Annotated in this window: 25 protein-coding genes; 12 read left to right on the top strand and 13 right to left on the bottom strand. The window is 63.8% G+C overall.

Features of this window, described 5'->3' with window-relative positions; translation table 11 throughout:
- Positions 1-114 precede the first annotated feature (114 nt).
- Positions 115-987, top strand: coding sequence for a KPN_02809 family neutral zinc metallopeptidase (gene ypfJ / locus K426_RS15295; protein ID WP_066558806.1), 873 nt, complete (start codon positions 115-117; stop codon positions 985-987).
- 6 nt (positions 988-993) lie between these two features.
- On the opposite strand, the gene K426_RS15290 is transcribed toward ypfJ, so the two are convergent.
- The gene (locus tag K426_RS15290) at positions 994-1,311 is read right to left on the bottom strand and encodes a hypothetical protein (protein WP_066558803.1); all 318 of its coding nucleotides are present in this window, start codon (positions 1,309-1,311) and stop codon (positions 994-996) included.
- Between the two features lie 239 nt (positions 1,312-1,550).
- Positions 1,551-1,742 (bottom strand): hypothetical protein, encoded by a 192-nt coding sequence (locus K426_RS15285; RefSeq protein ID WP_066561846.1) that lies wholly within the window; start codon positions 1,740-1,742, stop codon positions 1,551-1,553.
- 71 nt (positions 1,743-1,813) lie between these two features.
- On the opposite strand from K426_RS15285, the gene K426_RS15280 reads away from it, so the two are divergent.
- From K426_RS15280 to xth, 6 genes are all read left to right on the top strand, one after another.
- The gene (locus tag K426_RS15280) at positions 1,814-4,513 is read left to right on the top strand and encodes a bifunctional [glutamine synthetase] adenylyltransferase/[glutamine synthetase]-adenylyl-L-tyrosine phosphorylase (RefSeq protein ID WP_066558800.1); all 2,700 of its coding nucleotides are present in this window, start codon (positions 1,814-1,816) and stop codon (positions 4,511-4,513) included.
- Between the two features lie 2 nt (positions 4,514-4,515).
- A complete protein-coding gene (bcp, locus tag K426_RS15275) occupies positions 4,516-4,977 on the top strand; it encodes a thioredoxin-dependent thiol peroxidase (RefSeq protein ID WP_066558798.1) in 462 nt (153 codons plus the stop codon).
- On the top strand, positions 4,974-5,783 hold the full coding sequence (locus K426_RS15270) for a ferritin-like domain-containing protein (protein ID WP_066558796.1): 810 nt from the start codon (positions 4,974-4,976) through the stop codon (positions 5,781-5,783). The genes bcp and K426_RS15270 overlap by 4 nt, the downstream gene beginning before the upstream one ends.
- Before the next feature lie 107 nt (positions 5,784-5,890).
- Complete coding sequence (locus K426_RS15265) at positions 5,891-6,613, top strand: peptidoglycan DD-metalloendopeptidase family protein (RefSeq protein WP_197672718.1); 723 nt, start codon at positions 5,891-5,893, stop codon at positions 6,611-6,613.
- A 79-nt stretch (positions 6,614-6,692) separates the two neighbouring features.
- Positions 6,693-7,019 (top strand): iron-sulfur cluster insertion protein ErpA, encoded by a 327-nt coding sequence (gene erpA / locus K426_RS15260; protein ID WP_066558789.1) that lies wholly within the window; start codon positions 6,693-6,695, stop codon positions 7,017-7,019.
- A gap of 66 nt (positions 7,020-7,085) precedes the next feature.
- A complete protein-coding gene (xth, locus tag K426_RS15255) occupies positions 7,086-7,859 on the top strand; it encodes an exodeoxyribonuclease III (protein ID WP_066558787.1) in 774 nt (257 codons plus the stop codon).
- 52 nt (positions 7,860-7,911) lie between these two features.
- On the opposite strand, the gene K426_RS15250 is transcribed toward xth, so the two are convergent.
- Positions 7,912-8,793 (bottom strand): metallophosphoesterase family protein, encoded by an 882-nt coding sequence (locus K426_RS15250; RefSeq protein ID WP_066558781.1) that lies wholly within the window; start codon positions 8,791-8,793, stop codon positions 7,912-7,914.
- Positions 8,794-8,860: 67 nt separating this feature from the next.
- Between K426_RS15250 and K426_RS15245 the strand changes: the two genes are divergently transcribed.
- A complete protein-coding gene (locus tag K426_RS15245; protein ID WP_066558779.1) occupies positions 8,861-9,781 on the top strand; it encodes a diacylglycerol/lipid kinase family protein in 921 nt (306 codons plus the stop codon).
- 8 nt (positions 9,782-9,789) lie between these two features.
- Here the strand turns inward: K426_RS15245 and K426_RS15240 are convergent, their stop codons facing one another.
- Complete coding sequence (locus K426_RS15240) at positions 9,790-10,947, bottom strand: GNAT family N-acetyltransferase (protein ID WP_066558777.1); 1,158 nt, start codon at positions 10,945-10,947, stop codon at positions 9,790-9,792.
- 155 nt (positions 10,948-11,102) lie between these two features.
- Between K426_RS15240 and K426_RS15235 the strand changes: the two genes are divergently transcribed.
- A complete protein-coding gene (locus tag K426_RS15235) occupies positions 11,103-12,170 on the top strand; it encodes a fatty acid desaturase family protein (protein WP_066558774.1) in 1,068 nt (355 codons plus the stop codon).
- Positions 12,171-12,221: 51 nt separating this feature from the next.
- On the opposite strand, the gene lptG is transcribed toward K426_RS15235, so the two are convergent.
- Both lptG and lptF read right to left on the bottom strand, forming a co-directional pair.
- Complete coding sequence (gene lptG / locus K426_RS15230) at positions 12,222-13,325, bottom strand: LPS export ABC transporter permease LptG (RefSeq protein WP_066558773.1); 1,104 nt, start codon at positions 13,323-13,325, stop codon at positions 12,222-12,224.
- Positions 13,326-13,328: 3 nt separating this feature from the next.
- A complete protein-coding gene (gene lptF, locus K426_RS15225) occupies positions 13,329-14,549 on the bottom strand; it encodes an LPS export ABC transporter permease LptF (RefSeq protein ID WP_066558771.1) in 1,221 nt (406 codons plus the stop codon).
- A 131-nt stretch (positions 14,550-14,680) separates the two neighbouring features.
- Here lptF and K426_RS15220 point away from each other — a divergent pair, with 131 nt between their 5' ends.
- Complete coding sequence (locus K426_RS15220) at positions 14,681-15,175, top strand: DUF2141 domain-containing protein (protein ID WP_066558768.1); 495 nt, start codon at positions 14,681-14,683, stop codon at positions 15,173-15,175.
- A 10-nt stretch (positions 15,176-15,185) separates the two neighbouring features.
- Positions 15,186-16,154 (top strand): diacylglycerol/lipid kinase family protein, encoded by a 969-nt coding sequence (locus K426_RS15215; protein WP_066558766.1) that lies wholly within the window; start codon positions 15,186-15,188, stop codon positions 16,152-16,154.
- A 45-nt stretch (positions 16,155-16,199) separates the two neighbouring features.
- Here the strand turns inward: K426_RS15215 and phoB are convergent, their stop codons facing one another.
- From phoB to K426_RS15180, 7 genes are all read right to left on the bottom strand, one after another.
- Positions 16,200-16,901 (bottom strand): phosphate regulon transcriptional regulator PhoB, encoded by a 702-nt coding sequence (phoB, locus tag K426_RS15210; protein ID WP_066558764.1) that lies wholly within the window; start codon positions 16,899-16,901, stop codon positions 16,200-16,202.
- 2 nt (positions 16,902-16,903) lie between these two features.
- Complete coding sequence (phoU, locus tag K426_RS15205; RefSeq protein WP_066558761.1) at positions 16,904-17,599, bottom strand: phosphate signaling complex protein PhoU; 696 nt, start codon at positions 17,597-17,599, stop codon at positions 16,904-16,906.
- Positions 17,600-17,618: 19 nt separating this feature from the next.
- Positions 17,619-18,419 (bottom strand): phosphate ABC transporter ATP-binding protein PstB, encoded by an 801-nt coding sequence (gene pstB, locus K426_RS15200; protein ID WP_269465587.1) that lies wholly within the window; start codon positions 18,417-18,419, stop codon positions 17,619-17,621.
- Positions 18,420-18,424: 5 nt separating this feature from the next.
- Entirely contained in the window at positions 18,425-19,669 is a 1,245-nt protein-coding gene (gene pstA, locus K426_RS15195; RefSeq protein WP_066558759.1) for a phosphate ABC transporter permease PstA, read from the bottom strand.
- Positions 19,666-21,060 carry a phosphate ABC transporter permease subunit PstC gene (gene pstC / locus K426_RS15190; RefSeq protein ID WP_066558757.1) on the bottom strand — a complete coding sequence of 465 codons (1,395 nt, stop codon included), beginning with the start codon at positions 21,058-21,060 and terminating at the stop codon, positions 19,666-19,668. The genes pstA and pstC overlap by 4 nt, the downstream gene beginning before the upstream one ends.
- Positions 21,061-21,070: 10 nt before the next feature.
- Positions 21,071-22,126: a substrate-binding domain-containing protein gene (locus tag K426_RS15185; protein WP_066558755.1), complete on the bottom strand. Its 1,056-nt coding sequence runs from the start codon at positions 22,124-22,126 to the stop codon at positions 21,071-21,073.
- Between the two features lie 154 nt (positions 22,127-22,280).
- A complete protein-coding gene (locus K426_RS15180) occupies positions 22,281-23,549 on the bottom strand; it encodes an ATP-binding protein (RefSeq protein WP_066558752.1) in 1,269 nt (422 codons plus the stop codon).
- Between the two features lie 98 nt (positions 23,550-23,647).
- Between K426_RS15180 and K426_RS15175 the strand changes: the two genes are divergently transcribed.
- Positions 23,648-24,073, top strand: a complete 426-nt coding sequence (locus K426_RS15175) for a hypothetical protein (protein ID WP_066561843.1) — start codon at positions 23,648-23,650, stop codon at positions 24,071-24,073.
- Positions 24,074-24,137: the final 64 nt, after the last annotated feature.

The following is a 24,137-nucleotide window of genomic DNA, read 5'->3' as shown; positions in this document are numbered from 1 at the left end:
TGTCTCGTTACAATCTGTTCATCGGGCCGCTCATGCGCAGCAACCCGTGGCGCAACGGGACGTTTCCACAGGCGGCCGAATGGATTAGGCAGGGTTAGGAAAGAGAGGGACGAGATGCGGCTGGACGATGAACCGGAAAGCACCAATTTCGAAGTCCAGGACGGCCGTGGCGGCGGCATGGGCGGCGGGCTTGGCGGTGGCCTTGGGTTGCTGCTGCCGCTGATCGGCAGTCGCTTCGGCTGCGGCGGGATCGTCGTGGTGCTGATCGTCCTGGCGGTGATGGGCGTCAATCCCCTCAGCCTGATGAGCGGCGGCGGTCAGATGCCGCAGAGCGGAGAGGTGAGTCGCGACGCGTCCAAGCTGAACGATATCCAGCATTGGTCATTGAAGGTGCTGGGATCGACGGAACGGGTCTGGCAGCAGGCCTTCCAACAGGCGGGCCAGCAATATCAGCCGACGGTGCTGTCCTTCTATTCACAGAGTGGATCATCGGGTTGCGGCGCGGCGCAGAGCGCCATGGGCCCTTTCTACTGCCCGAACGACAAGAAGGTCTATCTGGACACGGACTTCTTCACCGAACTGCGCCAGCGCTTCGGCGCGCCCGGCGATTTCGCCCAGGCCTATGTGATCGCGCATGAGGTCGGCCATCATGTGCAGGATCTGGAGGGCACTCTGGGCCAGGTGAACCAGCAGCAGCGCGCCGTCAGCGAAGAAGAGGGCAATGCCTTGCAGGTGCGGGTGGAATTGCAGGCGGATTGCTATGCGGGCGTCTGGGCCAAGCGCACGGGGCTGATGGAAGCGGGCGATCTGGAGGAAGGGATGAAGGCCGCGCAGGCGATCGGTGACGATACGCTGCAAAAGGCGGCTGGAAGGCGTCCGGTGCCGGAGAGCTTCACCCATGGCACCAGCGAGCAGCGGATGAACTGGCTGCGCAAGGGACTGGACAGCGGCGATCCCGCCCAGTGCGATACGTTCAAGGGGGCGTGACGCCCCTTATCGGGGTACTTCGTCCGGCGGCGGCGGAGCGTTCTCGACCGGAGGCTGCGATACAGCAGGAGCATCGGGCAGGCCCGCGCCCGGCGTCAGAAAAGGTTTTCCGGCCTCGGGCATGGGCTGACCGAAAGAGGCAATCCCGTCGGAGCTGTCACTGACCGGAAGTGGAGGCGGAGCGGGTTGGACCGTGGGCGCCGCAATGGATGCCGGAATTGCAGGCGCCATCGTCTCTTTCGTCTGAGGCACGAAACTCTGTACCGTCAGCACCACTATCGGTGCAGCGATCAAGGTCACGGCGGCAAAGGCCTTGTAGATCATATGGCACGTCCGTTGATGATCGCGCCATCATAGGTGCGGAGCGTAAACAAAATGCTGCTGCTCTGGGCGGGAAGCCGACATCATTTCCGTCATCCCAGCGACCCGAAGGGCGGCATAGTCAACGCCGGGATCTCAGGCGATAGCGCACGGCCTGACCTCACGAAATCCCAGCTTTTGCGGGGATGACGACATTCTCAACATCCACTTTTGACCAAAACCAGCCAAATCCCCCAACAAACCTAATGCCGGTCGAGTTTCGCCAGCAGATCCAGCATATCGTCCGGCATCGACTCGCGTCCGGCACGGAAGGTGGAACGCAGCGCATTGCCGATGCCCTCATAGGGCTGCGGCACGCCGATATTCAGGACGCGGCGCATCGCGCCATCCTGTATCTTGGCCGACCGGCTGAGGGGTTTACGCTGCATTTCCATGTTCAAATAACTGTCCAGGCACATAAAAGTTTCTGGCATTCGTCGCAAACGCACGCGATATCGGCTCCATTATGGGAGAGACTTGGGTGACGGACGGTAAGGCGGCTGCGGCCAGGATGCGGGCGCATTCGCCTTTTCTGGCGCGGCAGTTGGATCGCTTCCCGGATGTCGCCGGGCTTTTGGAAAGCGGAGATTTCGAGGGCGCCTGGGCCGCCGCGCAGAAGGTTGCCGCCCCGGACGACGGCATTGCGCGCTCCTTGAGGCGCAGGCGTGGCGCGGTGGCGCTGGTCACGGCGGCGGCTGATCTGGCGGGAGCCTGGGGATTGGACCGGGTCACCCGCACCCTGTCCGACTTTGCCGACCAGGCGCTGGAGGAAGCGCTGGCCGCCGCCATGGCGGAGCGTTATCCCGATGCGGAAAACCGGGGGTTCGTCGTTCTGGCGCTCGGCAAACATGGTAGCCGGGAACTGAATTATTCCTCCGATATCGACCCGATCCTGCTCTACGATCCCAAGACCCTGCCGCATGGCGAGCGGGAGGATCCGGCGGATGCGGCGGTCAGGATCGGACGGCGGGTCAGCGAATTGCTGAACGCCCGCGACGGCGACGGCTATGTGTTCCGCGTCGACCTGCGGCTCCGGCCTTCCCCGGAAGCGACCCCGATCGCGCTGCCGGTGGAGGCGGCGATCGGCTATTATGAATCGACCGCGCTCGGATGGGAGCAGGCAGCCTTCATCCGGGCGCGTCCGGCGGCGGGCGATCTGGCGCTGGGCGATTATTTCATGCAGGCGATCCGCCCTTTCGTCTGGCGCCGGAGCCTGGATTTCGGAGCGATCGATGCGATCACCGACATTTCCCGCCGCATCCGCGACCATTATTCGCAGGGGCAGGCCTTTGGGCCGGGCTATGACCTCAAGCGCGGGCGCGGCGGTATAAGAGAGGTCGAGTTTTTCGCGCAGGTGCATCAGTTGATCCATGGCGGGCGCGATCCCTCGCTGCGGTCCGGCAATACGCGGGAGGCCTTGCGGGCGTTGGCGGCGGCGGGGGTGTTCGAGCCGGAGGTCGCTGCGAAGCTGGACGATGCCTATGTGCTGTTCCGCACCGTCGAGCATCGCCTGCAGATGGTCGAAGACCGCCAGACCCACGAACTGCCCAAGACGGCGGAGGCGATGGACAATGTCGCGCGGCTGCATGGGGTGGCGGATGGCGCGGCGCTGCTCGACCTGCTCCGCCCGCATGTGCAGTGGGTGGGGAGCAATTATGACCGGCTGACCCCGGCGGCGGCCGAGGAATCCCTGTACCATGATGAGGATCGGTTGAAGGCGCAGCTTGCCGAACTGGGCTTTGCCGATCCGGAAACGCCGCTCGCGCGCATCACCCGTTGGCGTTCCGGCACGATCCGGGCCTTGCGCAGCGGGGCATCGCGGGAAGCGCTGGAGGAGTTACTGCCCGGCCTGATGCGCACGCTGGCGGCGGCGCCCGATCCGGCGCGGGCGCTCAATCGGCTGGACGACCTGATCGGACGCCTGCCAAGCGCGATCAACTTCTTCAAGCTGCTGGCGGCCCGGCCCGGCCTTGCGGAACTATTGGTGGAACTTTTGAGCCACGCGCCCACCCTGGCCGATGCCTTGGGACGGCGGGCGGAATTGCTCGATGGCCTCATCGATACCTCCGCCTTCGATCCGCCGCCCTCTGTGGAAGTGCTGGCTGAACAATTTGCGAGGCTGGAGGAGGGCGAGGATTATCAGGCCTTGCTCGACCGGGTGCGGCAGCGGGTCAACGACCGACGCTTTGCCCTGGGCGCGCAGATCATCCGGGGCGGCGATCCGCTGGAGGCGGGGCGGGGCTATTCGCGGGTGGCGGAGGCGGCCATCGAGGCCTTGAGCGCCGCCACCGTTGCCGAGTTCGAACGCGCCCATGGGAAAGTGCCCGGCGGGGAGATGGTGATATTGGCGCTGGGCAGGCTAGGGGGCGGGGTATTGACCCATGCCTCCGACCTTGATCTGGTCTATTTGTTCACGGGCAGTTTCGAGACGGAGTCCGATGGGCCGAAGCCCTTGGGCGCGACGCAATATTTCAATCGCCTGGGGCAGCGGATCACCAATGCGCTGTCCGTCTCGACAGCCGCCGGGCCGCTTTATGAGGTCGATACGCGCCTCCGGCCCTCCGGCGCGCAGGGCTTGCTGGCGGTCAGCCTCGACAGTTTCGCCCGCTACCAGCGGGAGGAGGCCTGGACCTGGGAGCATCTGGCGCTCACCCGCGCCCGGCCGCTATTTGGTTCCGACGCGGCGCGGGCGGCGCTCAATGCGATTCTGACCGAAACGCTGGAGCGGCCCCGGGATTTCGACGAACTGGCGCGCCATGCGGTGAAGATGCGCGGCGACATCGCCAAGCATAAGCCGCCGGCCAGCGACCTCGACGTGAAGCTGGTGCCGGGCGGCCTTGTCGACCTGGAATTCCTGATCCATGTCATGCAGTTCCGCCATAATATGGCCTTCGACCCCGATCTGCGCGAGGCATTGGAGCAGTTGGTCGCGGCAGGCCATCTGCCGGATGATCTGATCGCCGCGCATGACCTCATCACGCGCTTTCTCGTGGTCTCCCGCCTCGTTTCGCCCAAATCGACCGAGCCGCCCGAAGCCACCCGTCCGCTGGTGGCGCGCGCCTGCGGCGTCGAAAGCTGGGAAGCGCTGCTTGAAAGCTACGCGCAGGCCCGGCAAAGGGTCGGGGACGCATGGACGGCGCTCGCCGCGTCCTATCAGGAGGAATGACTATGCTGGACGTGGGTGATGCTGTCCCGGAAGTGGTGCTGAAGGATGCCGAGGGCGCCGACTTCACCCTGTCGCGCTATCGGGGCAAGCCGCTGGTCGTCTATTTCTACCCCAAGGCGGATACGCCCGGCTGCACCAGTGAGGCGAAGGATTTCACCGCGCTGTCCGCCGATTTCGCGGCATTGGGCGTGCCGGTGGTCGGCCTGTCCAAGGACAAGCCCGCCAAGCTCAAGAAATTTGCCGATAAATATGGCCTGACCGTCACGCTCGCCTCGGACGAGCCGGGCGAGATGTGCGAAGCCTTCGGCGCCTGGGTCGAAAAATCGCTCTATGGCCGCAAATATATGGGCATAGAGCGGGCGACCTTTCTGGTGGGCGCGGATGGGAATATCCTGCGCGTCTGGCCGAAAGTGAAGGTCAAGGGCCATGCTGCCGAGGTGCTGGAAGCGGCAAAAGCGCTTTGACCCTGCCCGCTTCCATTGAGGGCGTGGGCGCGGCCTGCGCGCATGTGCTGTTGACGCCCGATCCCGTGTCGAAGCTGATGACGGCGCGGGCGGTAGCGCGGAACTGGCGGCTGGGGCGGCTGGCGCACCGCTTTGACGTCGCGATGCCGGACCGGCCCGCCCGGCCGGAAAAGCCCGAACTCCTGCCGCCCAATCAAATGCCCAAGCGTGGCAAGATCGGCTCCGAACGGGCGCGGATCGCGATGCTCCACGCGCTCGCTCATATCGAATTCGTCGCAATTGACCTCGCTTTCGACCTGATCGGACGCTTCGGGGCGGAGTTTCCGCCGGAATTTACTGAGGAGTGGATGCGGGTCGGCGCCGATGAAGCGATGCATTTCGCGCTGCTGGACCGGCGGCTGCGGCAGCTTGGCAGTTCTTACGGCGCACTGCCCGCACATGACGGCCTTTGGCAGGCGGCCAGCGAGACGGCGCATGATGCGCTCGCGCGCCTCGCGATCGTGCCGATGGTGCTTGAAGCGCGTGCCCTCGACATCACGCCCGCCACCATAGAGCGGTTTGAGGGGGCGGGGGACGAAGTCTCCGCACGCATGTTGCGCCGGATCATGACAGATGAGATTCGGCACGTCGCGGCCGGGACGACATGGTTCGGCCACGCGACGAAGCGATTGGGCGTGAACCCCGCAAATCATTACCAAATCCTTGTGAAACGCCACTTTCGTGGTGCGTTGAAGCCTCCGTTCAACGACTCGGCGCGCCGACAAGCCGGTTTAACGCGGGAATTTTACACTCCGCTTGCACTATGAGTCGGGACATGTCCTCTTGATGACAGCGGGGGCGGCATCAGCCGCATTTTGGTTAACGTGGGGAGAACCGAGAGGCAAAAGCCTCCGGTCATATAGTCGGGGTCGGCATGTTGGTTCTTCATTCTGATAATGCGCGCGCTGCGCGATGGTTCCGTTCTGTCCTTAAAATTGCTGGCGCAGCCGGCATGGCGGGAGCGCTTTGCGCCGCAGTGCCTGCCCAGGCCAAGGCGGACGAAGACGATCCCTATGGGGACGCGTCGGAAATCAACACCAGCGCGCTCGGTCCGGCCGATGTCGGCTTTTCCAATCTCTTCTCCAGCCTTCAGCGGCTCGATGGCCAGGCCAAGTCGGCCAACTACATCCCTTCGGGGCGTCCGGTCGAGAAACTCTCCCTGACCTCCAACTTCGGCGTCCGCTCCGACCCCTTCAACGGCGGCGCCCGGATGCATAAGGGCATCGATATTCCGGGTCCGCTCGGCACCAAGATCTACGCGACCGCCGACGGCATCGTCAGCCGCGCCGGCTGGGCCAGCGGTTATGGCAATCTGGTCCAGATTTCGCATGGCGGCGGCATGGAAACGCGCTACGGCCATATGTCGAAGCTGCTGGTATCGCCCAACGCCTATGTCCATCGCGGCCAGTTGATCGGCCTGATGGGCTCGACGGGCCGCTCGACCGGCAGCCACCTGCATTATGAAGTGCGCGTGGACGGTCAGGCGATCAATCCGATCCCCTTCGTCGCCGGACCGGACTATCTGGTGGCGATGAACACCAAGCCGCCTATCGCCATGGGTGGCCCGACCAAGGCCCAGGAAAAGGCCGCCGAATAATCGGACATTCCGTCTCCCTTTTCAAAGGCCCGGTCCGCGAAAGCTTGCCGGGCCTTTTGCTTGATCCTATCTAAGCGGCATGACCGATATCGATCTGACTCCTTCTGCCGCGGCCCGCGTTGCCGCTATTGCCGCCAAGCAAGGCAAGCCCGCCATCTTGCGCCTGGCTGTGGAGGGGGGCGGTTGTTCGGGTTTTCAATATCGTTTTGGGTTGGCCGATATGGTGGAGGCCGATGACGTCACGGTCGAGCGGGATGGCGTGACGCTGGTGGTCGACGATGTCAGCATCGACCTGGTGCGGGGCTCGGCGGTCGATTTCGTCTCCGATCTGGGCGGGAAGGCGTTTAAGGTGACGAACCCCAATGCCACTGCCGGTTGCGGTTGCGGCACCAGCTTTTCGGTTTAATCGCCGCACTGCCCTTGCCGGAGGGCACTCATCCTCTTTAGGGATGCGCGCAAGGAGATTTCGTCCATGCGCATCGCCACTTTCAACATCAACGGGATCAAGGCGCGCCTGCCGCGTCTGCTGGAATGGCTGGACGAAACCCGCCCCGACATTGCCTGCCTTCAGGAAATCAAGACCTCCGACGACACCTTCCCGGTCAAGGACATCGAAGATATCGGCTATGGCGCGATCTGGCATGGGCAAAAGGGGTTCAACGGCGTCGCCATATTGGCTCGCGGCGAAACCCCGGTGGAAGTGCGGCGGGGTCTGGAAGGCGAGCCGGAGGATGAGCATAGCCGCTATCTCGAGGCCGATGTGAAGGGGCTGCGCGTCGCCAGCATCTACCTGCCCAACGGCAATCCGCAGCCGGGACCGAAATTCGATTACAAGCTGCGCTGGATGAAGCGGCTGCGGACCCGTGCGGCGGAAATCTGGGCGGAAGAAGTGCCGGCGATCCTCGCGGGCGATTACAATGTCATCCCGCGTGACAAGGACGTCTATTCGGTAAAGGCCATGGCGGACGATGCGCTGATGCAGCCGGAAAGCCGTGCCGCCTATCGCCGCTTGCTGGGCGATGGCTGGACGGACGCCATAGCATCGCGGCATCCGGCGGGCGGGCTATGGACCTATTGGGACTATCAGATGAACGCCTGGCCGCGCGATGCTGGGTTCCGGATCGATCATCTGCTGCTCAGTCCCGCCGCCGCCGACCGGCTGATCGACGCCCAGGTCGACAAGGACTTCCGTGGGCGGGAGAAGGCCAGCGATCATGCCCCAACCTGGGTGGAACTGACCGAGTAGGTTTCGGCATCGTCATCCCAGCGCCCCGAAGGGCGGCATAGCCAACGCATCCCTAAACCCGCGCCTTCTCTGCCACCTGGATACCAGGCAATGCCCCAGGATCGACCATATCCAGTCCGATCCACGCGCCGTTCCGTTTAAAATAGGCGATATGGTGCCCCCGTTGGAAGCTGGCGCCATCCCACACCACCACCTGCAATTCGATCTCGTCATGGCGGTGGACATGCAGCCAGTTGAAGCTCTGCGGCTCGGCATTGCGCAGCCGGGTGGAGGTCGCCGTCCCCGCCTGGATCACCAGCGCCGCTCCGGCATGGGCCACCATCTTTTGCGCCGCCTCCGCATAGGTGCGATGGAAATGCCCCGCCAGCGCGATGTGGATTCCCGCCTCGGCCGCCGCCCGCACCGCGTCTTCATGGCGCCCGACGGCTTCGCTCAACTCCCCGCCCTTGCCGATCGGCATGGCGAACAGCGGATGATGGGTGACGAGGATACGCGTCTTCTCCGCCGTCACGCGCGCGAAACGGTCCCTCAGCAGCCGCATCTGGTCATGATTGATCCGCCCGTCCTTGATGGTCAGCGACCGTGCGGTGTTGAGGCCCAGAATCGCGATCTCGTCATCTTCGTAAAAGGGGCAAAGATCATTGCTGATATACCGCTTGTAGCGACGCAGCGGCGCCCCGAAGCGGCGGGCAAGATTGTAAAGCGGCACGTCATGATTGCCCGGAATGACCAGCAATTTCATGCCCGCCGCGCGCAGCCGATTGATCCAGGCGCTGGCGTGCCGGAACTGGTCGCGTTTGGCGCGCTGAGTGAAATCGCCGCTGATGACGACCAGGCCGGGCTGATGCTGTTGCAGCCAGGCTTCGGTCGCGGCAACGATCTTGGGATCATGCGCGCCGAAATGGATGTCGGACAGGTGAGCGATGCGGGCCATGAGTCATGAACGAGCGCGGGCCGATATTGGTTTCGGACCCTGCCGCGCATTGGGGCGTTGTTGAGGCATGGAAATGAAATCCTTGCCGCAAGAGGCGGTGCTGATCGTCAATGTGCATTCCCGCCGAGGGGAAGCGCTGTTCAAGGACGCCAAAACCTTGCTGGAGCAGGCGGGCCTGCGCCTGATCGCCGCGCATGCGGTGAAGGAGCCGGACCGCTTGCAGGAGACCGTGGGGCAAGCGGTGGCGAAGGGCGCGCCGATGGTGATCGTCGGCGGCGGCGATGGGTCACTGTCCGGAACGGTGGATGAACTGGTGGGCAAGGATTGCGTCTTCGGCGTCCTGCCGCTCGGCACGGCGAACAGCTTTGCGCGGACGCTCGGCATTCCGCTCGATCTGAAGGGAGCGGTGGCGGCCATTGCCGGCGGTCGGCGGCGGCGGATCGACCTTGGCATGATCGATCAGGATTATTTCGTGAATGCGGCGTCGCTGGGGCTGTCACCGAAGATCGGGGAAACGGTGCCGCACAGGTTGAAGCGCTATCTGGGGCGGATCGGCTATCTGCTCTGGGCGGTCAAATGCTCCATAGGCTTTCGCGCCTTTCGGCTCGCGCTGGACGATGGGACCAATCAGCGCAGGATGTGGTCGACGGAGGTGCGCATCCTGAACGGCCCCTATCATGGCGGGGTAGAACTGTCCGATCAGGCCGATGTGGACACGGGCGAGATCGTGATCCAGGCGGTGGTGGGACGCAGTCATGCGCGGCTCGCCTGGGACTGGTATGCCAAATTCTTCAAGCTGCGCGACAGGGATGCGCATACGGAGGAATTTCGCGGAAAATCCTTCCGGGTGGAGACGGTGCCGCCACAGCGCATTTCCATCGATGGAGAAGTGCTGGCGAAGACGCCCGTGACGGTGAAGATCGCGGCGGGAGCGGTGGATGTAGCCGTGCCCCAGGCACGGTCATCCCCCTCCCGCGGACAGGGCTGAGACGCGCCTTACAAATCCTTCTCGTAGACTTGATAGACCTTGTTCACCTTGCTTTCGATCGCATCGGCAATGGCGTTCATGCCCTGATTGTCGTCCAGCACCCAGCCGATCTCGCCACGGGTCGCGCCATAATGCGCAGTCGCGTTGCGGCGGATATATTCGATCATCATGAAGGCGAGCTGGCTCGCCATGCGGGACGATTGCAGCCGCTGCACCACGCCCATCAGCGGCACGCGCATGGTCCGCACCTGCGGCTTCCGGAGCCACCAGAGCAGCTTCGCCCAACCGAAGGGAAAGAGCGATCCGTTGAGTGGCGCTATCGCCTCATTGAGATCGGGCAGCGTCATCATGAAGGCCACCGGCTCCCCTTCCAGCTCCGCGATCATGATGAGGTCGTTGAACACGATCGGCTTCAACTGCTTGCCGAAATGCGCCACCTCTTCATCGGTGATCGGCACGAAGCCCCAATTATTGCCCCAGGCGTCGTTCAATATGGCAAGGATGATCGCCGCCTCGCTGTCGAATTTCGATTTGTCGACCTTGCGGATGCGGATGCGTTCATTCTTCTCGCCCGACTGGACGATGCGCTGGATCAGCGGCGGGAACGGCCGGGTGATGTCCAGCTCATAGGTTTTGAGCTGCTTGATCGGCCTGTAGCCCGCGCCCTCGACCATCGCCTGATATTCCGGCTTGGCATGGCCCATCATCACCGTGGGCTTATGGTCGAAACCTTCGATCAGCAGGCCCGGCTCCTCCCAGATCGACAGCGAGATCGGCCCAAGCGAACGGGTCATCCCCTTGGCCCGCAGCCAGCCCTCCGCCGTCGCGATCAGCGCCGCGCCGACTTCCGCATCTTCCGCCTCGAACAGGCCGAAATTACCGGTGCCCGGCCCCATGCCTTGCTCGGACGGCTGGGCAAGCGCCAGACGATCAAGATGCGCCGACACGCGCCCGACCACTTTGCCACCCCGGCGGGCGAGGAAATATTGTGCCTCCGCATGGCTGAAAAAGGGGTTCTTGCCCGGCGTTATCAGGCTGTAAACCTCATCCTTCAACGGCGGAACCCAATTGGGATCATGGGCATAGATTCGCCAGGGCAGGTCGACAAAAGCCTTGCGGTCGGCCTTGGACATGACAGGAGTAATCACCAGTTCTTGATTGGCCACGGCGGAGCTTTCGCTGGAGAGATTTGGGTTAGTCCCAGAGCAGTTCGTCGCTTGTTTGGAGAATGTCAATCGGGACATGATCGGATGGCCCAACAGGACGAAATCGTCATGTTGTTGCCCCAATTGCAGCGCATTTACCCCTTAGGAACCAGGGCATGACTGTGCACGACCCCCTTATTGCAGCCGCGTCGCGGACGAAAAGCACGATCCCCGACGATGCGGCGATGCTGCGCGCCGCGGCCGACCTGACGCGCGAGCTGTCGACGGCCAGGCGTTCCATTTACTGGCCCGACATGCTGGCATCGGCCCTCTTTGGATATGCCGCGTTGGCAGGAGCGATCCTGACCGGTGATGCCGCGCTGGCGGTGGCGTTCGGGCTGGTGGCGATGCTGGCGCTTTATCGCGCGGCAAGCTTCATCCATGAACTGACCCATATCCGCAAGGGCGCCCTGCCGGGCTTTCGCTTCGGCTGGAACCTGATCGTCGGCATTCCGCTGATGATCCCCTCCTTCCTATATGAAGACGTGCACACACAGCATCATGCGCGCACCCGTTACGGTACGGCGAACGATCCGGAATATCTGCCGCTGGCGTTGATGAAGCCCTGGTCGCTGCCGCTGTTCATCCTGGTGGCGGCGCTGGCGCCGGTCGGCCTGATCCTGCGTTTCGGCGTGCTGACGCCGCTCAGCCTGATCATCCCGCCGCTGCGCCGCAAGGTGGTGGCGGAATTTTCCGCTCTCTCGATCAATCCCGCCTATCGCCGCCGCGCGCCGGAGGGGGAGTTCGCCCGCCAATGGGCCTGGCAGGAAGCGGGCGCGTCCCTCTTCGCGCTGGCGCTGATCGGCAGCGTCTTCGCCTTCGGCTGGAAGCCGCTGCTCATCTATATGGCGGTGCATTCAGCCATGACCGTCATCAACCAGCTCCGCACGCTGGTCGCGCATCTCTGGGAAAATGAGGGCGAGGCTATGACCGTGACCGCGCAATATCTGGACTCGGTCAATGTTCCGCCGCCGTCGCCCTTCGCCGCGATCTGGGCGCCGGTGGGGTTGCGCTATCATGCATTGCACCATCTGTTGCCGAGCGTACCCTATCACGCGCTGGGCGAAGCGCATAAGCGGCTGGTGGCGACGCTGGCGAGCGATTCTCCCTATCACAAGGGCAATTACCCCGGCATGTGGCCGCTGGTCGGCAAGATTGCCCGCTCGACGATGGTGCGCCGCTAGACGTTCAGCGTTTCCGTGCTCCTGCCTTGGCGGGAGCACGTCACCGGATTTTCATTCTTCCGTCCGGAACAGCACCGTCTCACCCACCAGCAGGAACAGCAGGAACGGCGCCCAGGCCGCCAAAAAGGGCGGGTAAGCCCCCAAATTCCCCATGGCGAGCGAGAAATTGTCCGCCACGAAATAGGCGAAGCCCAGCGCCATCCCCATCACGGCGCGCACGAACAATTGCCCCGAACGTGCCAGTCCGAACGCTGCCACGGACCCCAATATCGGCATCAGCAGCGCGGACAAAGGCCCCGACAGCTTGTGCCACAGGCTTCCCTCCAGCTCCGCCGTAGGGCGTCCCGCGTCATGCAGGTCGCTGATCGCCGCCTGCAACTGGCTGAAGGTCAGCGCATCGGGATCGACCTTGGCCAGAGTGAACTGATCGGGGCGGATATCATGGCCGAAGCGGACCGTGCCGATCTGCCGCTCGGTCCCCCTTGCCACGTCGAACTGCCGCGCCCCCTCCAGCACCCAGCTTTTGCTCGCGGGATCATAATGGCCCTTGGGCGCCTGGACGATGGTGGTCAGCGTATTGTTGATGCGGTTGAAAATCTCCACCTTGCGTAGCTGGACCCCCGTGCCGCGACCGGCGACGATCGCTGCCGTCACCAGATTATTGCCGTCACGCACCCAGGGGCTGGCCTTGATGCCGGTTTCGGGGGGCAGGGGGCCATATTCCACTGCCTGCCAGGCCGAAAGCCGGGCGGTGGAGCGGGCCACGATCCTCTCGTTGAAGGCATAGCTGATCAGCGCCACGCCCAGCGCCGCGGCCAGCAATGGCGCCAATATCTGGTGCGCGGACAGCCCCGCCGCCTTCATCGAGATGATCTCGCTGTTCTGGTTGAGGCTGGCGAGCATGATCAGCGTGCCGAGCAGCACGGAAAAGGGCAGGAAGCGAGCCACGATCTGCGGCGCCCGCAGCGCCACATAATGCCAGAGCTGCGCGTCGCCATTGCCTGCATAGGCCAGGACGTCCCCCGATTCGCCCAGCAGATCGAGCGTCTGGAGCACAGCGACCAGCATCGCCAGCACCGCGAAGGTCCGGGTCAGGAACAGCCGCGCCATGTACCAGCTAAGCTGACGCGACGGGAAGAAATTGAGCTGATGCATGGGTCAGACGGCTCCTTCCGCCATGGTTTGCACCCTTGGCCGCCGCCGAATACGGCCCAGCAGCCGGAAGACCTGCTTGGCGATCTTGGCGAAGGCATATTCCAGCGCGGCGATCGGCTGGCCTCCGGGCCGATGCGCGATCACATGGTACATCCACAGGATCAGCCCCGCGAACAGCAGGAACGGCGCCCACAAAGCGATGATCGGGTCGATCTTGCCCAGCGACCCCACGCCCTGCCCATATTCGTTGACCTTGTGATAGGTCACGATGAACACGATCGACAGGAACACGCCCAGCGCCGACGTGGATCGTTTGGGCGGGATGGCGAAGGCCAGTGCGGCCAGCGGCAACAGCAGCATCATCGCCACCTCGACCATGCGGAAATGGAAATTGGCGCGAATCTCGTTGCGCAGCTTGACGGGCGTGCCCGGATCATGGCCGATCACCACCAGTTCGGGGATGGTCTTTTCCCGATCCACGTCGCGCCCACGGAATTTCTCGATCTGCGGCAGGTCGATCGGCAGATCGTGGCTGGAAAAGGACAGGATTCGCGGTGACTTATATTTGGGCGCGTCATTGACCAGCACGCCGTCGCGCAGGCGGAAGATGATGGTGTCGGGATCGTCGGTGGCCAGGAAACTGCCCTGTGCCGCCGTCACCGCGACGGTCTGTCCATCCTTGCCCACGGCGCGGACGAAAATCCCTTGCAGGTTGCGGCCTTCGTCCAGGCTGCGCTCGATCCGCAGGGTCATGCGCTTGCCCAGATTGGTGAACTCGCCCACCTTGATCGACGCGCCCAGCGCCCCTGAACGCAGCTCGAAACGCAGCGCCTCATAGGCGTGGCGGGACAGCGGCTGAACGAAGCCGACAATGCCGAAATTGAGCAGAGCCAGCGCGATCGCAAACATATAGGGCACGCGCAGCAACCGGCCGTAGGAAAGCCCCACCGCCCGCATCACGTCCAGTTCGGAAGACATGGCAAGCCTCCGGAAAGCCAGCAGGATGCCCAGCATCAGGCCGATGGGAATGCCCAGCGACAGATATTCGGGCATCATATTGGCCAGCATGCGCCACACGACGCTGACCGGTCCGCCCTCCGCCGCGACGAAGTCGAACAGGCTCAGCATCTTGTCGAGCACCAGCAGCATCGCGGAGATCACCAGCGTTCCCAACATGGGCAAGGCGATCAGGCGGGCGAGATATCTGTCGGTGGCTGTCAGCATTTCTCTATGTGGTCGTCCCATCACCATGATTTGGCCGCAAACCCCCCCCATATGCGAGTCAGGTCGATTTGCGGGGCGAACAGGGGCTCGCCGTCCGGTTTCAACGGGCGGCTATAGCTTCACGGAGTTGGATGGTCATGTTCAAAGTTGCATTGGGTCTGATGTCGGTGGGGGCTTTGTTCGCCGCCGCCCCGGCAATCGCCCATGGCATGGAGATTGGCAACGACCTGGATCGTTGTTCCGCTTCGGCCAAGGGGCCGGCGGTTCTGGTCGACGTGCGCGGTTTTTCCGCCGCGACCGGGACGGTGCGTGTGCAATCCTATCCCGCGACCAAGGCGGCCTGGCTGGCCAAGGGCCAATGGCTGGGCCGCATCGACGTGCCGGTCAGGGCCAGCAATGGCGAGATGCGTTTCTGTATGCCGGTGCCGCAGCCGGGCAAATATGGCATCGCCGTGCGCCACGACCGCGACGGCAATGGCAAGACCGACATTTCACGCGACGGCGGCGGCTTTTCGAACAATCCGTCGATCAACATCTTCAACCTGGGCAAGCCGGGGGTCGAAAAGGCGGCCTTCTATGCCGGTCCGGGCGTGACGAAAATCACCATCAACCTCAAATATATGTGATCCCCCGAGCATGGTCCGCGTCGCCCTTTTGTCCAATCCCAAATCCACGGGCAACCGGCAGACGCTTCCGCGCGTGCGCAGCTATTGCGCCAGCAACCCCGACATCTTCCATTATGAAGTGGAGCATGTCGACCAGATCGGCCGGGCGCTCCAGACCATCGCCCGCGTCGATCCCGTCGTCATCGTCATCAACGGCGGCGACGGCACGGTGCAGGCGGCGCTGACGGAACTCTATCAGGGCGAGCATTTCCAGGGCCGCGTGCCGCCGATCGCGGTGCTGCCCAACGGCAAGACCAACCTGATCGCGCTCGACCTTGGCATTCATGGCGATCCGATCAAGGCGCTGGAAAGGATCGTCCAGATCGCCAAGGCGGGCGTCGACGATCATGTTGTGGCGCGGGAATTGATCGCGCTCTCCGACGGGCAGGCGGAAAGCAGGCCGGTGCTGGGCATGTTCCTAGGGGGCGCGGGACTGGCCGATTACATGCTCTATTGCCGCAACCAGATCTATCCGCTGGGCCTGTCCAACGGCCTCAGCCATTTCCTGACGGCGCTGGCGGTTGTCGTGTCGCTGCTGTTCGGCGTTCGTGCCCGATTCCTGCCGCAATCGAGCCATCCGGTGCGCATCTCGCTGATTCGTGACGGGCAATTGGCCGGACGCTTCGCGGTGCTGATCGTGACGACGCTGGAGAAGCTGTTGCTGGGCGTACAGCCGGGCGACAGCCGGCGCGGCAATATGAAACTGATGGCCGTCGACCAGAACCTGCCCGCGCTGTTGCGTCTCGTCTGGGCGAGCGTCACCAACCGGGTGGGGAAGGCGCAGATGCAGGGCATCCATCTGGAACAGGGCGACGTGATCCGCATCGAAGGGGACCACAGCAGCGTCATTCTGGACGGCGAACTGTTCGAGGCGTCGGAAGGCAAGCCGATCGTCCTGCGCTCGACCGAACCCGTGCCCTTCCTGCGCCTGGCCGCGTAAGCCCAGCCGGATGGGTGCGTTCACGAAGCACCCGCAGCGGCCGTCCTAGGCTACTCCATCCGTATCCAGCGCATAACCTGCCGACCGCACCGTGCGGATGATGTCATGATGGCGCCCATCCGCGTTGATCGCCTTGCGCAGGCGGCGGATATGCACGTCCACCGTGCGCAGTTCGATATCGCTGTCCTGCCCCCACACGCTGTCGAGCAAACGCTCGCGTGAGAAGACCCAGCCGGGATGCTCCAGGAAATGCTTGAGCAACCGGAACTCGGTGGGGCCGAGCGGGATCACCTGCCCGCCGCGGCGGACCTTGTGCCCGACCGTGTCCATTTCGACATCCGCGAAGGTCAGCGTTTCCCCCGCCAGCGCCGGACGCACGCGCCGCAGGACCGCGCCGACGCGCGCCACCAGTTCGCGGGGCGAGAAAGGCTTGGTCACATAATCGTCCGCGCCCGTTTCCAGACCGCGCACCCGGTCCTCTTCCTCGCCACGCGCCGTCAGCATGATGATCGGCACGTTCGCCGTGCCGTTCATGCGCCGCAACCGGCGGCAGACCTCTATCCCCGACAGGCTTTCGACCATCCAGTCTAGCAGTACGATGTCGGGCACATTTTCCTGCGCCAGCAGCAGCGCTTCCTCGCCGTCGACGGTGTGCGCGACCTCGAAATCCTCCCGCTTGAAGTGCCAGATGAGCAGTTCGGCCAGCGCCGCGTCATCTTCCACCAGCAGCATCTTGGCCCGGGCCATGCTCAGTCCTCCTGGCTCTGCGCACCGCCGCGTTCGCGGTCGGGCAGGGTCTGGCCGGTCGCGGCATAATAGACCATCTCCGCGACATTGGTGGCATGGTCACCGATGCGCTCGATATTCTTGGCAATGAACAGCAGATGCGCGCATTCGCTGATCGTCTTGGGATTTTCGACCATGAAGGTGACGAGCGTGCGGAAGACGCTGTTGTAGAAATCGTCCACGACCGTATCGCGCTCTACCACCGCGACGGCCAGGTCCGCATCGCGCGCGGCAAAGGCGTTCAGCGCATCCTGCACCATCTCGCCTGCGACCTGGCCCATGGAAGGAAGAAGCGCGATCGGCTCCTGCGTGCGTTGGTTGGCGGCGATCAGCGGAACGCGCTTGGCGATGTTCTTGGCATAATCCCCGATGCGCTCGACCACGCCGACGATCTTCAGCGCGGCGATCACGTCGCGCAGATCGTTCGCCATGGGCGCGCGCAGGGCGATGATCTCGATCGCCAGCTTTTCGACTTCCGCCTCGATCGCGTCGATGCGCTTGTCCTCGGCCACGACTTCCGCCGCCAGTTCCTTGTCATGGCGTTGCAGCGCCAGCATCGCCTTTTCGATGGCCGATTCCGCGCGACCGCCCATTTCAGCGATCAGACCGCGCAGCTTGTCCATTTCCTGGTCGAACGCCTTGATCGTATGTTCTGCCATTGTCTTTTTCTCCCCCGGTTCAGCCGTAGCGCCCGGTGATGTAATCCTTGGTCCGCTCCTGCCGCGGATTGGTGAAGATGTCGGACGTCACACCATATTCGACCAGCTCGCCCAGATGGAAAAAGGCGGTTCGCTGCGACACGCGGGCGGCCTGTTGCATATTGTGTGTCACGATCACGATGGCGTAGCGGCCGCGCAGCTCGTGGATCAGTTCCTCGATCTTGGCCGTGGCGATCGGGTCCAGTGCCGAGCAGGGCTCGTCCATCAGGATGACTTCCGGCTCGACCGCAATCGCGCGGCCGATGCACAGGCGCTGCTGCTGGCCGCCCGAAAGGGCCGTGCCGCTGTCATGCAGCCGGTCCTTCACCTCGTCCCAAAGCCCGGCGCGGCGCAGCGACTTTTCGACGATCACGTCCAGGTCCGCCTTCGCATGGGCCAGGCCATGAATGCGCGGGCCATAGGCGATATTCTCGTAGATCGACTTGGGGAAGGGATTGGGCTTCTGGAACACCATGCCGACGCGGGCGCGGAGCTGCACCACGTCCATGCTGGCGGCGTAGATATCCTCGCCGTCCAGCGTGATCGTGCCTTCGGTGCGGGCGCTCGCCACGGTGTCGTTCATGCGGTTCAGCGTCCGCAGGAAGGTCGACTTGCCGCAGCCCGACGGGCCGATGAAGGCGGTGACATTGTCCATGTCGACATCGATCGACACGCCCTTGATCGCCTGTTTTTCGCCATAGAAGACCTTGACGTCCCGCGCCGTCATCTTGGTTTCGACGGCGGGCGTCATGCTTTGTTGTTCATGGATCATGGCTGTCATCGCGGTTACCACCGCCTTTCGAACTTGTTGCGCAGGTAGATGGCGAGGCCGTTCATCGCGAGCAGGAACACCAGCAGGACGATGATGGCGGCGGAGGTCTTTTCGACAAAGCCCTTGGAGACTTCGTCGGACCAGAGGAAGATCTGCACCGGCAGCACGGTCGCAGGGTCGGTGATCCCGCCCGGCGGCGTGGCGATGAAGGCGCGCATGCCGATCATCAGCAGCGGCGCGGTTTCACCCAAAGCGCGGGCCATGCCGATGATGGTGCCGGTGAGGATGCCGGGCAGGGCCAGCGGCAGCACATGGTGGAACACAACCTGCACCGGCGAGGCGCCGATGCCGAGCGCGGCGTCACGGATGCTGGGCGGCACTGATTTGATGGCGTTGCGGCCCGCAATGACGATGACCGGCATGGTCATCAGCGCCAGCGTCATGCCGCCGATCAGAGCGGCCGAGCGCGGCAGGTGCAGGAAGTTGAGGAAGATCGACAGCCCCAGCAGGCCGAAGATGATCGAGGGAACGGCGGCGAGATTGTTGATCGACACTTCGATGATGTCGGTCAGCCAGTTTTTGCGCGCATATTCCTCCAGATAGACGGCCGTGGCGACGCCGATCGGGAAGCTCAAGGCCAGCGTCACCAACATGGTCAGCAGCGAGCCCTTGAACGCGCCCCAAATGCCGACCTGCGTCGGATCGGTGCCGTCGCTCGCGGTCAGGAAGCTCCAATTGATGCCGGTCGTCAGCAGCTTCGCCTTATTGAGACGCTCTACCGCTGTTTCAGCGTCGGGCGAACCCTTGCTCTTGGCGGCGAGGTCTATCGCGGTCGATGCGGGCAACTGAATCGTCACCGTCCGCGCCAGGATTTTCGGGTCAGCCTTGATCTCATCACGCAACACCGTCCAGGCGGTGGGCGACACCCACTCCTCGGCATCGGCGCCCAATGCCTTCTTCACGATCTCGCCCGTCACCATCGGCAGGTTCGCGTTGGCTAGCGCCTGGTCGGTGATGGCATTGGGATCGAGCAGCAGCGGGGAGGCGGGAAAGTCGACCTTAACCGCAATCTCGGTCCGGGTGAAGCCGCGCAGGCCGTTGCCCAGCATGCTGAACAGCAGGAAGGCAAGGAAGGCGGCGGAGAGCGCGACGGCCAGCAGACCCGCCGCCTTGAAGCGGCGCTCCGCGGCATAACGCCGGGCGATCCGCTTGCGCATCGCATCCGACTTCCAGTCGGTGGGGTTGCGGGTAGCGGTCATTCGTAAGCCTCGCGATATTTCTTCACGACCCGCAGGGCCACGATGTTGAGCAGCAAAGTGACGATGAACAGCACCAGCCCCAGCGCGAAGGCTGCCAGCGTCTTGGCGCTGTCGAATTCCTGGTCGCCGGTCAGCAACTGGACGATCTGCGTCGTCACTGTCGTCACGCTGGCAAAGGGATTCAAGGTAAGGTTGGCGGCCAGACCCGCCGCCATCACCACGATCATCGTCTCACCGATGGCGCGGCTGACCGCCAGCAGCACGCCGCCGACCACGCCGGGCAGGGCGGCGGGAATCAGCACTTTGCGGATCGTCTCGCTGGTGGTGGCGCCCATGGCCAGGCTGCCGTCGCGCATCGATTGCGGCACGGCGGCGATGCTGTCGTCGGCCATGGAGGAGACGAAGGGAATGATCATCACGCCCATCACCAAACCGGCGGCGAGGGCGCTTTCGGAAGAGGCGCCATGAATGCCGATCTTCACCGCGAAGTCGCGCAGGGCAGGGGCGATAGTGAGCGCCGCGAAATAGCCGTAGACCACGGTCGGCACCCCGGCGAGCACCTCCAATATCGGCTTCATCCATTTGCGGAAGGTGGGGCTGGCATATTGCGTCAGGTAAATGGCGCTCATCAGGCCCAGGGGGATGGCCACGACCATGGCGATGATCGCGCCGATGAAGATCGTGCCCCAGAACAGCGGCACCGCGCCGAAAGCATCGTCATTGCCATAGCCGAGCGCGGCGGACTGCGGGCTCCATTTGGCGCCGAACAGGAAATCGATCGGGTTGACCATGGAGAAGAAGCGGAAGCTTTCCCACAGCAGCGAGGCGACGATGCCCAGAGTGGTGATGATCGCCAGCAGGGATGCGATCAGCAGGGTCGCCATGACCAGCCGCTCGACCCGGGTGCGCGCCCGGAAATCGGGGCGGACGCGGGTAAAGGCATAGGCGCCACCGGCAAAGGCCAGCACGAGGGCAAGGGCTGCGCCCGCCAGACCATATTTGCCGATAGCGCCCTTATAGGGTTCGACCAAGCCCTGCGAGGGCGGATTGAACGCCCCTGCCTGCATGCCCGTGGCGATCGCCCGCGCTTCGCCCAAAATGGCGGAGCGCGAGAAATCGTCGGCGGGCAGGCTCTGCGCGGCCGGGCTGCTCAGCACTTCCTGCGTGATGAGGCCGGGGGCGACATTCGCCCAGACCGCCAGGAAAATGCCAGCGGGCACCAGCGTCCAGAGCGCGACATACCAGCCATGATAGCCCGGCAGGCTATGCATGGCGTCGCGGCGGCCCGACGCCCGCGCCGCGCTTTGCAGCCGCATCGCGCGGGCGCGGGCGCTGACCCAGGCGATCGCGCCCAGGCCGGCCAGCAGCAGAAGGATTGCAGGACCTGTCATATTCCCTGTCTTATTTCAGCTTGGAGCCGTCGAGGACCGCCAGCGACTTGACCGTTTCGGCGCTCGCCTTGCGCACATCTTCCGGCGCCGCGATCATGCCGCGCTTGGTCAGCGCGCCATTGGGATCCCAATTGGCCGCAAAGGTGTTGAGGAACGCCTGAAGACCGGGGATCGCGGTCATATGCGCTTTCTTCACATAGATGTAGAGCGGACGGGCGCCCGGATAGGTGCCGGTGGAGACGGTTTCATAGGTTGCCTCGACGCCGTTGATGGTGACGTCCTTCAACGTGTCCTTATTCTCTTCCAGGAAGCTGTAGCCGAACACGCCGAGCGCATTGGGGTTGGCGCCCAGCTTCTGGACGATGAGGTTATCATTCTCGCCCGAGTCCACATATTTGCCGTCCTCGCGGATGCGGGTGCAGGTGGCCTTGAATTCCTTCTCGTCCTTTTCCTTGAGCGCCTTCATCGCCGGGTCGGTTTCGCAGCCCTTGGTCAGGATCAGCTCGGCCAGCGAATCGCGGGTGCCGCTGGTCGACGGCGGGCCGAAGACGCTGATCGGCGTGGCGGGCAGGCTGGGGTCGACATCCTTCCAGGTCGCGGCCTTGTTCGGACCCTTGCCATAGGGATTGGCGGCCAGCGCCTCATAAACGATCTTCGGCGTCAGCTTCAGGCCGGGGCCATTCTTGGCTTCGGCAAAGGCGAGGCCGTCGACGCCGATCTGGATTTCGATGATGTCCTTGACGCCATTCTTCTGGCAGTCCTCAAACTCCGACTTCTTCATGCGGCGCGAGGCATCTTCAATGTCCGGATGCTGGGCGCCGACGCCCGCGCAGAACAGCTTCATGCCGCCGCCGGTGCCGGTCGATTCGATGATCGGGGACTTCATGCCGGGATTGCCCTGAACGAACATCTCAGCGACCGCCGTGGCGAAGGGATAGACGGTGGACGAACCAACCGCGCGGATCTGGTCGCGGGTGCCGCCGGCCGCGCCGCCGGACTGCTGACCGCAACCGGCGAGAGTGAGTGCGGCCGCAGCGGTGGCAGCCATCAGAGCGAAATGCTTCACGGGATATTCTCCTTCGTCAAAGGCCGCGATTCGCTTCTCGCCGCCCCCCTCTGGGCATGCGCCGTAGCCGCGGTACGTCGCGCCTTTGTGACAATTGGATTGCACTTTTATGACAATGAGGCCGGAAGCCCGGCCTGTCGCTGTCTTTTTTTGTTCAAGCCTTTGCCGCGAGCGCCTTTTCTTCCACGGCGATGCGGGGCAGCAGAATGGAGATGGTGGTGCCCTTGCCAAGCACGCTGGCGATGTCCAGCCGCCCGCGATGCCGCTCCACGATATGCTTGACGATGGCGAGGCCCAGACCCGTACCGCCAACCGCGCGGCTGCGCCCCGAATCGACGCGATAGAAGCGCTCGGTCAGGCGCGGCAGATGATCGGGGCCGATGCCTTCCCCTTCATCCGCGACGCTGAGCCGCATCATGCCGCTAGGCCCCTCGTTCAAAGTCACGCGGATCGTTGTGCCTGCGCGCCCATATTTGACCGAATTGCCGATCAGATTGTGGAGCAGTTGCGATAGCTGCGCCCGGTCGCCCTGCACATCGGGCAGGTCGGGCGCGATCTCCATCTCCACCTCGCGCCCCCGCTCGCCATGGCTGGTGCGGAATACGCCGACCACCTCGGCCACCAGCCCGGACAGGTCGACCGCGCTGTCGGGCGCGCGATATTTCTCCGCCTCGATGCGGGACAGGGAGATGAGATCGTCGATCAGCCGCTGCATCCGCCGCGCCTCGCCGTCCATGATCTTCAGGAAGCGCTGCCGCGTTTCGTCATCCTTGCCCAGATCGGGGTCGGCCAATGTCTCTATGAAGCCCAATATCCCCGCCAGCGGCGTGCGCAGCTCATGGCTGGCATTGGCGACGAAATCGACGCGCATCTTTTCCGCCGCATGCGCGCCGCTATGGTCGGCCAGATGGACCAGACGTCGCACCTTGGTGTCGTCGCCGTCGCTGGCCCCGACCGGGGCGATCCGCATCTGCCAGCGCTGGTCGCGGCTGCCTAGGCCGACCAGCTCGATCATCACCGGTTCGGCCATCGGCGCCACGCTGGCGAGCCGTTCGGCGGCGGCGGGATGACGGATGGCGATGCGGGCGTCTTCCCCCTCGATATGCGCGCCCAGCAAACGCTGCGCTGCGCGGTTGGCCGAGATGATCCGGCCCCGCTCGATCAGCATCAGCGGATCGGAAATGCCTTCCAGCAGGCTCCGGGCATCGGGATGGGAGATGATGTCGGTGGCATCCGCAGCCGCTGCGGGCAACTCTTTCGCCTGGACCTGGCCGCCTCCCGCCGCGATGATCAGCACCACCAGCCCCGCCAGCACCGGCAGGATGATGTCGAGCGGCTCCGCGCCGATCATCAGCGCCCCCCCGGTAGCCAGCAGCAGGACGGCAAGCGAGGCGGTGATCTGGGAAGCGGTCAGGCGATTCATGGTTACCATGCTGGAAATTTGACGCATTTGCTGCAAAGACCGTCGCAATAGCGTGCAATTTTTACAGTTTGGCAAGCGCGATAGCGGATCAGGATGACATGAGCGAGCCTTTGCCCCCTCGGAACAATGCCGAGTCGCAGGACGACGGACCGGACCTTGCCGTGCCGTCGCGCCGTCAGTTGCTGATGGGCGGAGCGGTCGCGGCATCCGCCATCATATCGATCCGCCCGGCGCTGGCGAACACGGCCGCGTCGGTCCTCAATTGTACGATCCCCGTTCCCGACCAGGGCCGTTCGGGCAATTATATCGCCGCCAATGGGCAGGTCGTGCCGGCGGGCACGCAGGGCGCCTTCCCCGGCGCCGGGCAGGGCTTTACCGGCGATCAGGTGAAACAGGCGCTGCGAGGGGGCCGTCTGCCCGGCACCAGCTATGACCAGAATCAGGCCTATCTGAACTATATCCGCCGCCTTCAATCCGGCACGAGCGGCTTTACCTGCTACGCATCGCTGCAAATGCCCCGCTGAACGAAGGCGGGATTTTCGACCGAACTTTTTACGGCCCGAACTTTTACGGATCACCCGCGTTGAC

The sequence above is a fragment of the Sphingobium sp. TKS genome (assembly GCF_001563265.1).
Classification (GTDB): Bacteria; Pseudomonadota; Alphaproteobacteria; order Sphingomonadales; family Sphingomonadaceae; genus Sphingobium.
This window is presented reverse-complemented; position numbering and strand designations above follow the sequence as displayed.

Bases quoted from the DNA above. Each gene is read 5' to 3' on its own strand.
- bcp (WP_066558798.1), top strand. From the start codon at position 4,516: ATGCTGGACGTGGGTGATGCTGTCCCGGAAGTGGTGCTGAAGGATGCC.
- K426_RS15250 (WP_066558781.1), bottom strand. From the start codon at position 8,793: ATGGCCCGCATCGCTCACCTGTCCGACATCCATTTCGGCGCGCATGAT.
- K426_RS15175 (WP_066561843.1), top strand. From the start codon at position 23,648: ATGAGCGAGCCTTTGCCCCCTCGGAACAATGCCGAGTCGCAGGACGAC.
- pstC (WP_066558757.1), bottom strand. From the start codon at position 21,060: ATGACAGGTCCTGCAATCCTTCTGCTGCTGGCCGGCCTGGGCGCGATC.
- K426_RS15290 (WP_066558803.1), bottom strand. From the start codon at position 1,311: ATGATCTACAAGGCCTTTGCCGCCGTGACCTTGATCGCTGCACCGATA.
- phoB (WP_066558764.1), bottom strand. From the start codon at position 16,901: ATGGCCCGGGCCAAGATGCTGCTGGTGGAAGATGACGCGGCGCTGGCC.
- lptG (WP_066558773.1), bottom strand. From the start codon at position 13,325: ATGCATCAGCTCAATTTCTTCCCGTCGCGTCAGCTTAGCTGGTACATG.
- lptF (WP_066558771.1), bottom strand. From the start codon at position 14,549: ATGCTGACAGCCACCGACAGATATCTCGCCCGCCTGATCGCCTTGCCC.
- K426_RS15245 (WP_066558779.1), top strand. From the start codon at position 8,861: ATGGAAATGAAATCCTTGCCGCAAGAGGCGGTGCTGATCGTCAATGTG.
- ypfJ (WP_066558806.1), top strand. From the start codon at position 115: ATGCGGCTGGACGATGAACCGGAAAGCACCAATTTCGAAGTCCAGGAC.
- K426_RS15285 (WP_066561846.1), bottom strand. From the start codon at position 1,742: ATGGAAATGCAGCGTAAACCCCTCAGCCGGTCGGCCAAGATACAGGAT.
- K426_RS15220 (WP_066558768.1), top strand. From the start codon at position 14,681: ATGGTCATGTTCAAAGTTGCATTGGGTCTGATGTCGGTGGGGGCTTTG.
- pstB (WP_269465587.1), bottom strand. From the start codon at position 18,419: ATGACAGCCATGATCCATGAACAACAAAGCATGACGCCCGCCGTCGAA.
- K426_RS15265 (WP_197672718.1), top strand. From the start codon at position 5,891: ATGTTGGTTCTTCATTCTGATAATGCGCGCGCTGCGCGATGGTTCCGT.
- K426_RS15215 (WP_066558766.1), top strand. From the start codon at position 15,186: ATGGTCCGCGTCGCCCTTTTGTCCAATCCCAAATCCACGGGCAACCGG.
- K426_RS15235 (WP_066558774.1), top strand. From the start codon at position 11,103: ATGACTGTGCACGACCCCCTTATTGCAGCCGCGTCGCGGACGAAAAGC.
- phoU (WP_066558761.1), bottom strand. From the start codon at position 17,599: ATGGCAGAACATACGATCAAGGCGTTCGACCAGGAAATGGACAAGCTG.
- pstA (WP_066558759.1), bottom strand. From the start codon at position 19,669: ATGACCGCTACCCGCAACCCCACCGACTGGAAGTCGGATGCGATGCGC.
- K426_RS15280 (WP_066558800.1), top strand. From the start codon at position 1,814: ATGGGAGAGACTTGGGTGACGGACGGTAAGGCGGCTGCGGCCAGGATG.
- K426_RS15180 (WP_066558752.1), bottom strand. From the start codon at position 23,549: ATGAATCGCCTGACCGCTTCCCAGATCACCGCCTCGCTTGCCGTCCTG.
- xth (WP_066558787.1), top strand. From the start codon at position 7,086: ATGCGCATCGCCACTTTCAACATCAACGGGATCAAGGCGCGCCTGCCG.
- erpA (WP_066558789.1), top strand. From the start codon at position 6,693: ATGACCGATATCGATCTGACTCCTTCTGCCGCGGCCCGCGTTGCCGCT.